The following is a 12368-nucleotide window of genomic DNA, read 5'->3' on the forward strand; positions in this document are numbered from 1 at the left end:
TGCATGGTCGAGTTGGTAGCACTGAGGAAGACGAACGAAGTGGCGGCGTACGTCCGTGCCTCCATGGACCGCAAGGGCGACCGCTGGACGGTCGATACCCAGCTGAGGAAGATCAAGGCGCTGGCCGAGGCCAAGGACTGGAACGTGGTCGAGGTCTACGAGGACAACGCGGTGTCGGCGACGAAGAAGCGCCGCGCTGGCACCCGGTGGGCAGAGATGCTGGACGACGCCCGCGCGGGCCGGTTCTCGATGGTCGTCGCCGTGGACATGGACCGCCTCCTGCGCAGCACCAAGGATCTCAACACACTGATCGACCTCGGTCTGCGCGTCGTCACCGTGGACGGCGAGATCGACCTCTCGACGGCGGACGGCGAGTTCCGGGCGACGATGCTCGCCGCCCTCGCCCGGTTCGAAGCCCGGCGCAAGGCAGAGCGCCAGATCAGATCGAACGAGCGCCGACGTACAGAAGGCATCCCCACGTCGGCCTGGAAGGCGTTCGGCTGGACGCGCGATGGCGAGTTGATCCCCGAGGAGGCCGAGGCCGTGCGGCGAGCCTTCGACGCGTTCCTCGGCGAGCCGTCGCTGTCGATCCGACGCATCCGCGAGGACCTGAACAGCGCCGGTCACCTCACCGCGCGCGGGTCGGAGTTCTCAGTCGATGCCGTGAGGTACCTGCTGGCGAACCCGCTCTACGCTGGCTACATCAAGCACTACGCGTCGGGCGAGCTGTACCCCGTGCAGGGCGAGGTGTTCCCGCCAATTGTGAGCGAGCAGACGTGGCGGGCCGCGGTTGCGAAGCTGGAGGACAACGTGCGGAGGTCGGCGAGGCAGGGGAACCAGCCGAAGTACCTACTCTCCGGGATCGGCCTGTGCGGAAAGTGCGGGGCGACGCTTGTCTCGGGGACGAACAGCCGCAAGCAGCCGACGTATCGCTGTGGAGAGCACTTCCACCTCACGCGCCAGCGCGAGCCCGTCGATGCGATGGTCACCGAGGCGGTGCTCACCCGCCTGTCCTCGGTGGACGTGCACGACCTGGTGATGCCGCAGGAGGACGGTAGGCCGGACCGCGAGGAGCTGCTGACCGAGCGGAACGCGCTGGTCGAGCGCGTGAAGGAACTGAGCCCGCTGCTGCGCGACATCCATCAGCCGGTCCTTGAGATCACGGCGGCGATCAATGACGTGAAGGCCCGCATCGACGAGATCGACGCGGAGCTGCTCGACCGCTCGGTGTCGGCGGCGGTGAAGCTGCTCGCGGACGTGGACGAGCTGGTCGGAACCGTGGAGCGCCGGGAGATGGTCGAGTCGAAGTGGAAGGCGCTGGATGTGGACCGTCGCCGGATGCTCGTGGACGAGCTGGTGACGGTGACCGTCGCGCCGATCCGGCCCGGTCACGTGCGGTTCGATCCCGACCTCATCCGGATCGAGCCGCGTCGCGATTGACTCATGATTCGACTCGTCATTGCAATGGTGAGTCGAGTCATGGGAGAATCGTTGCAGAGGCGAATGGACAGCGCTTCGTGGTCCGCGGGGGCAGCGAAGTGGCATGTCCCCGGGCTGGCAAACGGAGTGAACCTCGCGTGAGCGAGGGTGAGACACCCCCGGTGAAACGAAAGCAATCCCCGACGGGCGGGCCACCGTCGAAGCTCCGACCGAGAGGTCGCCAAGAGTGAGGGCTCTTGGAACCCCCGAAGAACGATCTTCGGGAGTTTTCTATGTCCTCGACGGACACCCGCACTTTCACGAGCCTTCCGCCTGACCTCGAGCAGGGGCAGGGGCTCCCTGCCCGCGATGAGGGCCTCGCGCCCGTCATCGCCGCCGCCCGCGCTGCGGGTCGCGTGGCTGGTGAGCGGTTGACTCATACTCCGCTGAACCCGCGCCAGCGCGCCACCGTCGCCGCCATGATGGGCGGTGATCGCTGATGAGCGCGAACTCCGCCGCCTTCGATCACCTGACCGGCTTCCGCTGGCGTCAGGGCGACCCCTCCCTCGCCAACATGGAGGCACGGCTCTACGACCTCGGCGTGCTCCGCTCCGTGCTGGAAGAGGCCGTCGAGATCGCCGTCGCCGACGCCCGCGCCGAAGGCGTGACCTGGGCGAAGATCGGCGACGCCCTCGGCGTCACGCATCAGGCCGTCATCAAGCGCTACCGCAAGGCGGTGGTCGCTGATGCGTGATCGCATGCCCCGCTCCACCACCCTGACCCCCAACCGAGTGCGCGCAGCGCACGAGGGCGGGAGCCTACAGTGTGTCGTGCCCTCGAAGAGTTCCCGGACTCTTGCTACCAGATGGCGCGCAGCGTGTGTTCCTACGCGCGGGGGGCTCAAGCTTGCCGATAGCCCCCCGTGCTACAACGTGCCTGGTCAGCAGGGGTTTCAGAGCCGTTCCGCGAGGCGTTTCGACGCCCGTCGCAGCGGCTTCAGCAGGGCTTCCGACGCGCGCCATTACGCGCGCCATTTGAGGCGCCGCCCTCGTAATGGCGCGCACTCCGGGCGGTGGTCGCGGTGAGCGCTGCACAGAAGAAGCCGAGCGGTCCCAGTGGTCGCAAGCCGTCGGCGTATGTGACGTTCACGCAGCAGCTCAAGCCGGAGTTCTGGCCGGGCTGGGACGTGGCCCTGATCCTCTCGAGCGATGTGCGAGCGATCGGCGAGGAGATCCTGCGCCGCTACGCGGTCGCGGGAGGCGACTGCCAGGGGTTCTGGATCATCAAGCACGACAAGGACGTGCTGGCGGACGGGTGCCCCAAGGACGATCACGTGCACGTGGTGATTCAGCAGAGCCCCGGGCGCAAGGTCGAGGGCAAGCTCCAGTGCACCGCGATGGATCAGGTGTTCGGGTTCGGCGACAAGAGCGTCGTCAAGGGTCCGCCCCGCGGCGGCCGGATCGAGAACGCATGGTCGTACCTGATCCACGCGAAGGACCCGGACAAGCACCAGTACGGCGTCGAGGAGGTCGTCACCCTCCGCGGGAAGGACTACGCCGAGATCGAGGCCGAGCACCGCGACGCCTGGGCTCGCCGCGCCGTGATCGGCCGTAAGGCCGCGGTCCCGATGAAGGAGTGGAACGAGCTGGGCGACACGCTCGTGCAGAAGGTGCTCGACGGTGAGGTCGATGAGCTGGAAATCCTGAGGGACAAGACCCTGATGGACATCTACACGCGCAACGAGGCCAAGGTGAACCTGGCGCTGAAGAACCGCGCCAAGCGCGAGATGCTGTTCGAGGTCGAGAAGCTCCGGGCGGGGGTCTTCCAGAAGACGGTCATCTGGGCGATGGGCGCGAGCGATCAGGGCAAGAGCTACCTTGTCGAGTCGGTCGCCGCAGAGCTGTCGGCGCGGCTGGGCTGGCCGGTCTTCCGCGCCACGGCGAAGAACGGTCCGGACGCTTACAACGGCGAGCCGATCTTCATGATGAACGAGCCCAGCTCGCGAGTCATGGAGTGGGCCGACTTCCTCCAGCTGCTCGATCCTCGGCAGGGCGGGCCGATCTCGGCGCGCTACTACAACAAGCCGGACGCGGCCCCGCGCCTGATCCTCATTGCCGTCGCGGTCGATCCCGTCGAGTTCGGATTCTTCGTTCCGGGCAAGCGCTCGTCTGGTGACTCCTTGGATCAGCTCGTGCGTCGCCTCACGCTGATGGTCGAGGCGCGCAAGGTCGACGGTGAGCCGCACTACACCGTGAGCACGGTTGGGGAGAATCTACCCCGGGAGCGAGTGATTTCGATTCCCGGTGGCGTCGATAGCTCTCGTTCCGAGCGGGTGACGATTGGCTACGGGGAGTCGGTCACGATCAAGGACCTCGATCATGCCTCTGCCGTGGATGTTGTGCTGGGCGAGGTGGCGAAGAGGTCGCCCGACGCGGGTCTGGTGGTCGAGGAGGCGCGTCGATTCTCGGCTCACGCCGAGGACCAGCAGGCACGTTCGCTGCTCAGTGAGCTCGTGGCCCGTGGCGTCATCACCGGCGAGACGCCGGCACTCGCTAAAGGAGGTGCGGCATGAGCGCCGAACTCGATGCGCGCCTCCAGGGGGTCGAGGGGGACGCAGTCCCCTCGCAAGCAGGGCTGGAGGACACGAGCGTGAGCGAAGTGTCCGACAGGCCTACTGCTTGCCACTCTGGCGTACAGGTGGAGCAGCAGGCCGACTCCCAGGTGAACACCGGTCGGGCTGATGCGGAGGCTGTGCGGCAGAGTCACGGCGACGCGAAGCGTCGTCGTGGCAGCGGCGGGCGGCTCGATACCCGCTTCGATGACGCCACGCTCGGGGCGCTTCGCACTCGTGCGAAGCGGCTCGGGCTGGCTCCGAGCACGTGGGTGCGGAGCGTCGTGCGCGATGCCCTGCACGCCGCTCGGAGCGAGGAGCTGGACGCCGCCGTGGCCGCACACCTGCTCGGGGTCGAGACGCGCGTGCAGGCCTCGGCGGACACCCGCGAGCTGGCCGCGCAGGTGCGTCCGCTGGCGATCAACGTCAACGACCTAGACCGCCGCGCGCGGGCCGGTGAGGCGGTGTCGCTGTCGGCGGACGTGCCCGAGCTGATCGAGCTGCTGCGCGAGGTCCGCGCTCTGCTCGGGGATCGGACGGCATCGTGAGCACCACGCACTACAGCCCGAGCGCCAGCGCCGCGGACACGGAGCGCTACATCCGGGGCAAGGAGGACGAGCGCGGGGTCGCGGTCACGTGCGACGTGCCGGGCGGCCCGGGTGCGTTCTCGGCGCGTGCCCGCGCGCTCACGCAGAACACGAAGCGCGATATCGAAGCCCTCCACTACCGGCAGAGCTTCAGCGATGAGGAGTTCGACCCGAAGAACCCGGAGGACGTGCAGCGGGTGAACGATCTTGGATACCTGCTCGCGACAAAGATGCACCCGGATTCGGACTGCCTCGTGGTGACGCATACGGACGGTCGCGGGGGTAAGGCCCACAACCACATCCTGGTGATCAACCACAACAGCCGGACCGGGAAGGCACTCTCGGACTACCGTACGTTCCACGACCGCAAGGCCGGGAACCAGCGCGGCGTGCAGTCGGCGAACGATGAGCTGATGAGGGAGCACGGGCTCTCGGTCGTCAAGACCCTGGAGCACGCGCCGAAGGACTGGGAGCTTCGCCGGGAGGACTTCGCCGAAGGCTCGCTCGACCGCCAGATGGGCGACCGGATGACCGCCGCGCTGGCGGACCCACGGTCGGTCGACAAGGCCGGTCTCGAAGCCGTGATCGAGGAACAGAACCAGCAGGTCGGTGACGACGGCGACCGTGTACCGCGGATGCGCCTGCACTCCACCGTGAGCACGAAGGGTAAGAACGTCGGCCAGGAGACGTGGACGCTCTACATCGAGGACGACCGCGACGAGACGAAGCGCGGCGAGCGACGCAAGCGCACCAGCACGCTCTCGACTGATTTCACCCCGGAGGGTGCGCAGGCGTTCTTCGACTACCACCAGCAGCAGAAGGAGCAGAACGATGAGCGCAGCACTCGACAGGCTGAAGCAGCAGGACGAGCAGGACGAGCAGCAGACGCAGCCCGACGGGCAGTCGAGGACGGCGGAGACGTTGGACTCGATCCTCGCCGCCGTCGAGGCGCAGACCGCGAGGCTCGACCGGGTGGCCGAGCAGCAGAAGAAGCTCACGGGATTCGTGAAGGTCATGGACGAGGAGACGACGAGGCGGCTGGAGCGGATCACGGCCCCGCCGTCGACCTCCTCGCCCTCCAGCGACGTGTCCGAGAAGATCGCGAGTATCGCGAGCAGGCAGAACGAGATCGCGAGCACGCTCGGCGAGTTCGCGCAGAGTCTCGACGGGAAGAGGCTGAGCGCCGCCTCGCAGAGTCTGATCGCCGAGGCGCAGAAGGATCACGCGGCTACGGCTTCGGCGATTGAGAAGCTCACGGCGCAGGCCGAGGAGAACAGGCAGCTCGTGAGCCGGGTCGGCGGCGCGGTGCAGCGGATCGAGAAGCGCACCGAGGAGCGGGTCGCGAGGGCCGTCGAGCAGGTCGCCGGGGAGGCCGGGCAGGTCGTCACGGCGAACCTGGACGCGTCGAATGAGCGAGCTGAGCGGATCATCGCCGCCACGGCGAAGCTGGAGGCCCGTCAGCTCTGGTCGGCCGCCGCCGCGATGTGCCTCGCGCTCCTGCCGGTGGTGGTCGTCATCGCTGGGCTCTGGATGGGCATCGCCGGGCTCATCACCGGCGCTCAGTGGGCGCTGGACGTGGACGGGAGCGTGTGGCTCGGCATCGGGCGGTGGCTCGCGGTCGGCGCTGGCCTCGCCGGGTCCGGCTACGGGCTCTTCGCGTCCGTCCGGTGGGCCGCCGGTCTCGTGGAGACGTGGAAGGGTCGCGGGATGCCGAAGTGGCCACGCTGGCGGAAGTAGGTGAGCACTATTCCCGAGGGCAAGCGCGAGGAGCGCGTGCGGCAGTCATGACAGAACCCCCGCGATCTTCTGATCACGGGGGTTCTGCTCCAAAAGGGTGTGGCTAGTGATTTCGATGATGGTCGAGCTCAAGGCTAATGAATGCGTCGATCATCGCTCGATAGGTGGCTTCAACGACATCAGGGGATGCTTGTGCGTCACTAGCCAGAGTCCTGGCCTTGGTGATGACCTGCTCGACGCGGTCGGGGGCGCGCACAGCCGACTCGTCCTTCTTCAGTGAGCTAGCCCTCACCACCCATTTTTGCCGTTCTGCGATGAGCTGAATGATCTGGCGATCGAGGGAATCGATCTTCGCGCGTACTTGCTGGAGGTCAGGATCGACTGCTCTCGTTTCGCTCATACTCGAATTGTACCGGGGCGGCGACAGTTCCGTCATGAGTGTCACAAATCGGACATGCGCTAGCAGCTGGGGCGATGATCGCACTCGTTGTGGCAGCGGGGGTCGCGTTCCTCGTTTTCAGCCGGTCTGCCAGCAAACGCGCTGCTGCCACTCAGGACCAGGCCGCTATGAAAACTTGAGGTTAGGGCAAACACTCTGTCGGCTGTGAAATGATGCTGGTGGGCGTGTGCGTCTGCCCATAGATTCATCGGCGTTGGATGCGTGAGGGGAAGGCTGAACTGTGAGTTGGAAGGGGCCGACGGCACTTTTTGCGGCGTGGGTAATCCACGACATCGAGGAGGCGTTCGCGTTTCCTGCATCCTGCGATCGTCTCGTGGATCGCACTGGTGTAGAACAACTCAGGATCACGCCGCAGCAATCGTGGATCGCCGTGGGTCTGATGGGAATTCTGGTGGCGGTGGCGTGTGGCCGCGGCGTGCGCTCTGCCGGTAAATCGGCGATCTATCGGGCAGTCGTTGCTGGGTTGGAAGCCCACGTCGTGACTCACCTCGGCGCTTCAGGCGCGCAGCGTGGTTACACGGCCGGTGTTGCGACGGCTTTGCCGGTCATGCTTCCCGGGGCGCTCATGGCGCGTCGTGAACTCCAGCGGGACGGCTGCGAGCTGCGGTTCCGTGACACGGTCAACGGCGTCGCATTGCTCCTGCCCGCAGCCTTGGTATGCCAGGGGGTTGCGCGACTGATCCGTCGTGTGTCCGCGGCCCAGAGCTGACCGGAAAAGCAAAAACGGCATGTCGCGTGAGGTTGCTACGTACCGAAACTCGGTGAAGTTCCGCTTTGACGTCTGGCCGTGTTCCGGCTCGACCACTGGTCGGTTGAGGGTCTGGACGACCTGCACCAGGTGTCCGTCGGGGTCCTCGACCCACGCGATCAGCAGGTGGTCGAGCCACGGCTCGGGAGTCTTGACGGGCTTCGCGCCGAGGGCGACAAGGCGTGCGTAGCCTACGGGAGCATCGTCGGTCCAGAGGATCACCGCCGCGGACGTCCCGCCGGTCGTGGTCCCAGCGCCTGCCGCAGCGCCTTACGGGCATGGTCTCGGTGTCAGCCCGTCGTCGCGCACAACTCATCCAGGATCACCGCCTTCGCGCCCTTGGACGCCGACCGATACCGGATCGCCACCTGCCGGGTGACCGCCTGCCTCTGCGCCATCATCAGCCCCACGCCTCACGCTCGGCCCGCCGACCGTCACCACGGCCCAGGACACGCCGACCTACGCGGGCGTCCCTCTCATGAGGCAACGAAACCGTTTCGCGGGCATTTCTCGTGAGTCAACGCGAGGGCTTGTGACTAGACCCTGCGAGGTCTAGGACGATGTCGTGTGGAGCGTGGACATCGAGCCAATTGCTGGGTGGCACGACCTCGTTGCGGGAAGGCGGCCTCCAGCTCACCTCTATTGTCGGCCAAGGGAAGATACCGGCGTCATAGCCACGACATGTGCTAGCGCATGTCGATGACACCGGTACCGACCTCGATTCGAGAGGTCCTGGCCGCGATCGCTGCCAACAACGGCATCGGCGAAGCCGCTTGCTCAGCGAAGTGATGGACTCGGAAGTAGGCGCCGTTGACGCCGAGATCGTCGGCTCCGACACCGATCTCGACTGCTTGCTGCAGCGCTTCCTTCGCCCCGTACTCCCCTGGAGCACTTCCCGACCCGTAGTGACCGAAACTCAAGAACCCGAATGCCTTCATACCCGAGACAACCTGCTTGATCGATCAACTATTCCCGTTCCTCGCGAGCGCGCCGACACTGACTGCTTCAGAATCGAGGGCACGACAAAGGCCCCGTCTAAACGGACGGGGCCTGAGCTGCTCCCCCGGCTGGGCTCGAACCAGCGACCCTTCGATTAACAGTCGAATGCTCTGCCAACTGAGCTACGGAGGAATGTCGCAGTTGCCTGCGCACGTTGTGTCAGCTTAGCAAAGACCCAAGGTCTGCGACAAAGCGGACAACAGTGCTTTAGCTCACAGTTCCGGTTAACCCCACCACCAGATACCGTGGAATCCGTACAGTCAGGACAAACCCAGTCAACAACCACCTCGGCGAGGTGACCGCACTGTAAAATCAAAGGGATTCCTCTCCCCATCCATGCAGCGGAAGAAGAGCACGTGACCTTAGTGGCAATCGCCCTCGCCGTCCTGGCGGCGGTGGCTCTGGCCTATGGAGCGCTGTACCAACATGAAGCCGTCGCAGGTCAGAATAACTCCCACAACGGGCTGAGCTGGGCTCATTTCAAAGAGCTGCTGAGCAACAGGAAATGGCTGATCGGACTGATCGTCACGGGCCTGGGGACTGTGGGCAACATCGTCGCACTGGCGCTTGCCCCGGTGATGGTCGTCCAACCTGTCGGTGCCTTCTCCCTCATCGTGTCTGTTCTTCTGGGTGTGCGCCATCGTGGGCTCAAGGTCAATCGACGTCTTGTCCAGGCAGTCGTCTGGTGCACCGTCGGTGTGACCATCTTCGTAGCGCTGTCAGCCACCACCGCTCGTACAGAGGCGCATCTGGGCTCCGACGCGCTGCCGCTGGTCTGGATCACCGCTGTCGTCGTCGCTGCCGGCCTGTCCATCATGGTCTTCTTCCGAAGCGCGCCCCAGCTCGTCCTCATCATGGCCGCAGGCCTGCTGTTCGCGTGTGTGGCCACGAATACCCACCTCGTCAGCGTCCAACTGCTGCGGGCAGGACTGGACCAGGTCACATGGCTCAACGTCGTCGGCCTCATCGTTGCGACGGCGCTCGGGTCCTGGTTCGTGCAGAATGCCTATGCGGCCGGCCCCCCGGAGATGGTCATCGCCGGCCTGACTGTCGTCGACCCGATCGGTGCTGTGGTCCTCGGCTCGGTCGTCTTGGGCGAAGCATCGGCCGCTCCGGTCTGGCTCATCGTCGTGATCGCAGCCACCGGATTGGTCGCCTGTCTGGGCGTCGTTGTATTGTCGCGGTATCACCCCGATGTCAAAGATCGAGAACACCAGCGTCGAGTCGCTCGTCGCACAGACCAGTTGACCGACACCGAGGAGAGTTGAATCCTGTCCGCCCACAGCCACACCCCAGCCCGCCGTATTCTCATCCCGACGGAGACCTACGCTCCCGAGGTCAATGGTGCCGCGAAGTTCGCGGAACGTCTGGCTGCTGGGCTCGCTGCCCGCGGCAACGATGTTCACGTCGCCTGTCCCTCTGCAACAGGCAAGGCCTCAGTGAGCACCGAGGATGGTGTCACCGTCCACCGCATGACCTCACATCGGTGGCTCCTGCACCCCACCTGGACCATCTGCATGCCGTGGGAGACGAAACCGGAGCTGTCCCGCCTCCTCGACACTCTTCAACCCGATGTCGTTCACACACAGGCACACTTCGTCATCGGGCGCTACGCATTCTCTGAGGCGAGCAGGCGCGGCATTCCCGTCGTCGCCACGAACCACTTCATGCCCGACAATGTCCGCCCGTATCTGCGGGCGCCGAAATCGCTGCTCGACGGGGGCACCGCTGTCGCCTGGTGGGATCTGCGCAGAAAATTCCAGTCCGCGGACTTCATCACCGTGCCGACGCAGCTGGCCGCCGACCTTCTCACCCAGAACGGGTTCACCTCCCCCATCCGAGCAGTCTCGTGTGGCATCCACCTGGAGCGCTTCGCGCATCTGCGCGACGATGAAGCCGTTCAGCCTGCGACAGTGTCTGAACCAGTCTCGGGTTCAGCGCCACCGCGTGTCCTCTTTGTGGGCCGACTCTCCTCAGAGAAGCACGCCGCCGACATCGTCGAAGCGCTCGCGAAGACTGATCCGGCGCTCGGACTCGAAGCCGACATCGTCGGTGGCGGGGACCAGGAAGAGCCGCTCAAGGAGTTGGCTGCCGAGCTCGGCATCGCCGACCGCGTCCATGTCTTGGGCAAGATCAGCGACAAGGAGCTCGTGGACGCCTACCAGCGCTGCACATTCTTCTGTATGCCCTCGACCGCCGAACTTCAGTCGATCGCGACGCTGGAGGCGCTGGCCTCCCGAAAGCCAGTCGTCCTCGCTGACGCGGTGGCCCTGCCGCACCTCGTCAGAGACGGGATCAACGGTTTCCTGTTCCCGCCAAGGGATATCGAGGAGTTGGCTTCGCGCTTCACACAGATCTGTGAGCTTTCCGAGGACGACCTCGACGCGATGGCCAGGGCCTCACTCGATGTGGTGGCCAAACACGACATCGAGTACACGCTCGACACTTTCGAATCCATCTACAGCAAGGTCATCGACGAGAACATCGTCTCCGCGGCCTGAACCTGTCAGCCGAGTGCTTCGGAGGGCGGAACGAACACCGTCTCGTCGGTGCGAATCCGATCGAAGTCGAGTCCTGCCACCATGTCGTCGATGGTTGACCATGATCCCTTGGCGCCGATGACACCGAGGGACGTGGCGATCCAGGAATAGACATCATCTGGTGTCCATCCCAGTGCTCGCAGCTGCTGATAGGTGACCGCGCCATCGCGTTTGGCCAATCGGCTGCCTGCGGTGTTCACCGCCAGTGGAACGTGCAGCCACGACGGCTGCGGCAGTCCCAGCAGGTCGGCCAGATGAGCCTGACGTGGCGCCGAGGTGGCCAGATCGTCGCCCCTGACCACTTCGTCGACACCGCTGGCAGCGTCGTCGACGACGACGATGAGGTTATAGGCGAAGACCCCGTCACCGCGTTTGAGGACCAGGTCATCGACCGGGGCCGTGATCTCACCCAGCAGTCGATCCTCGATGGTGACCTCGACATTGTCAGTCCGCAGACGCAGCGCTGGGCTGCGTCCCTGCTGTTGGAGGCGCTGTCTGTGCTGTTCTCGTTCGGACTCGAGCAGATCACGACAGGTCCCCGGGTACGACCCGGGCGGAGAATGGGGTGCAGACGGCGCCTGCTGGATGTCCTTGCGGGAGCAGTAGCACTCATAGACAAGCCCGCGCCCCTCGAGGCGATTCAGCGCTTCGGTGTAGATGCCGAGCCGTTCGGACTGGATGAGCGGTGGCTCGTCCGGTGCGATCCCCAAATCGGCGAAGACCTCAAGCTGTGATTGCGCCGCACCGGGCTGGACCCGGTCGAGGTCTTCGATGCGCCAGAGAAACCGTCTCCCGGTCTGCCGCGCACGAACATATGCCAGCAGTCCTGAGCGGATGTTGCCGATGTGCAGGTCCCCGCTGGGGCTGGGAGCGAAGCGACCTGCCCCAAGCTGCACAGAGTTGAGCCCTGCGGCCCGTGGAATCGAGTCTGTGTGTGGTGTGCTCAAGCTTTCGCCACGAGGTCGGCGTACTGCGGGAATCGTTCAAGGTAGTCCTGGACGTAGCTGCAGGTCGGGACGATGCGACCGCCTTCGTCCCGGATCTGATCAAGAGCACTGGTGACCAGTGTGCGAGCGAAGCCGCGACGTGAGAAGCCTTCGGAGATGATGGTGTGCTGGAGCTCGACCGTGTGTTCGTCGATGACGCGATAGGCAAGGAAGCCTGCGAACTGTACGGGATCCTCGGCGGTGAAGATCTCGAAGCGTTCGCGACCGGGGTTCTTGACCACCGTGACGGGGGTGGAACTGGGTTCGGGCTGCATGTGGGA

Annotated in this window: 12 protein-coding genes, 1 tRNA gene and 2 pseudogenes; 10 read left to right on the top strand and 5 right to left on the bottom strand. The window is 65.2% G+C overall.

The genetic code is table 11. The features are described from left to right. The first annotated feature begins 3 nt into the window (after window positions 1–3). From BANT918_RS02200 to BANT918_RS18035, 7 genes and pseudogenes are all read left to right on the top strand, one after another. Window positions 4–1440, top strand: coding sequence for a recombinase family protein (locus BANT918_RS02200; protein ID WP_005464717.1), 1437 nt, complete (start codon window positions 4–6; stop codon window positions 1438–1440). Window positions 1441–1712: 272 nt separating this feature from the next. Next, window positions 1713–1919, top strand: a complete 207-nt coding sequence (locus BANT918_RS02205; RefSeq protein WP_005464719.1) for a hypothetical protein — start codon at window positions 1713–1715, stop codon at window positions 1917–1919. Then, window positions 1919–2166 (top strand): annotated as a pseudogene (locus BANT918_RS02210) (helix-turn-helix domain-containing protein). Before BANT918_RS02205 ends, BANT918_RS02210 begins: the two are co-directional and overlap by 1 nt. Window positions 2167–2557: 391 nt before the next feature. Further along, entirely contained in the window at window positions 2558–3991 is a 1434-nt protein-coding gene (locus tag BANT918_RS02215; RefSeq protein WP_208617967.1) for a Rep family protein, read from the top strand. Beyond that, a complete protein-coding gene (locus BANT918_RS02220; protein ID WP_101618751.1) occupies window positions 3988–4578 on the top strand; it encodes a hypothetical protein in 591 nt (196 codons plus the stop codon). Before BANT918_RS02215 ends, BANT918_RS02220 begins: the two co-directional genes overlap by 4 nt. A gap of 95 nt (window positions 4579–4673) precedes the next feature. After that, window positions 4674–5036: pseudogene (locus BANT918_RS18030) on the top strand (relaxase/mobilization nuclease domain-containing protein); the annotation flags it as partial. Window positions 5037–5448: 412 nt separating this feature from the next. Continuing rightward, window positions 5449–6354 (top strand): hypothetical protein, encoded by a 906-nt coding sequence (locus BANT918_RS18035; protein WP_233429430.1) that lies wholly within the window; start codon window positions 5449–5451, stop codon window positions 6352–6354. Between the two features lie 103 nt (window positions 6355–6457). Here the strand turns inward: BANT918_RS18035 and BANT918_RS02235 are convergent, their stop codons facing one another. After that, window positions 6458–6754 carry a chorismate mutase gene (locus BANT918_RS02235; RefSeq protein WP_101618753.1) on the bottom strand — a complete coding sequence of 99 codons (297 nt, stop codon included), beginning with the start codon at window positions 6752–6754 and terminating at the stop codon, window positions 6458–6460. Window positions 6755–7034: 280 nt separating this feature from the next. Here BANT918_RS02235 and BANT918_RS02240 point away from each other — a divergent pair, with 280 nt between their 5' ends. Next, window positions 7035–7523: an HXXEE domain-containing protein gene (locus BANT918_RS02240; protein ID WP_081448532.1), complete on the top strand. Its 489-nt coding sequence runs from the start codon at window positions 7035–7037 to the stop codon at window positions 7521–7523. Window positions 7524–8248: 725 nt separating this feature from the next. Here BANT918_RS02240 and BANT918_RS02245 read toward each other — a convergent pair. Together BANT918_RS02245 and BANT918_RS02250 are read right to left on the bottom strand one after the other, a co-directional pair. Next, a complete protein-coding gene (locus BANT918_RS02245; RefSeq protein WP_009882425.1) occupies window positions 8249–8500 on the bottom strand; it encodes an LLM class flavin-dependent oxidoreductase in 252 nt (83 codons plus the stop codon). Between the two features lie 120 nt (window positions 8501–8620). Continuing rightward, window positions 8621–8693 (bottom strand) — tRNA-Asn (locus BANT918_RS02250). 224 nt (window positions 8694–8917) lie between these two features. On the opposite strand from BANT918_RS02250, the gene BANT918_RS02255 reads away from it, so the two are divergent. Further along, window positions 8918–9829, top strand: coding sequence for a DMT family transporter (locus tag BANT918_RS02255; protein WP_233430320.1), 912 nt, complete (start codon window positions 8918–8920; stop codon window positions 9827–9829). 42 nt (window positions 9830–9871) lie between these two features. After that, window positions 9872–11062, top strand: coding sequence for a glycosyltransferase (locus BANT918_RS02260; RefSeq protein ID WP_233430325.1), 1191 nt, complete (start codon window positions 9872–9874; stop codon window positions 11060–11062). Between the two features lie 5 nt (window positions 11063–11067). Here BANT918_RS02260 and gluQRS read toward each other — a convergent pair whose 3' ends face one another. Further along, entirely contained in the window at window positions 11068–11997 is a 930-nt protein-coding gene (gluQRS, locus tag BANT918_RS02265) for a tRNA glutamyl-Q(34) synthetase GluQRS (RefSeq protein WP_101618840.1), read from the bottom strand. 47 nt (window positions 11998–12044) lie between these two features. Next, entirely contained in the window at window positions 12045–12362 is a 318-nt protein-coding gene (locus BANT918_RS02270) for a GNAT family N-acetyltransferase (protein WP_009882431.1), read from the bottom strand. Between the last annotated feature and the right edge of the window lie 6 nt (window positions 12363–12368).

This window comes from Brevibacterium antiquum CNRZ 918 (assembly GCF_900169145.1).
GTDB classification, from domain to species: Bacteria; Actinomycetota; Actinomycetes; order Actinomycetales; family Brevibacteriaceae; genus Brevibacterium; species Brevibacterium koreense.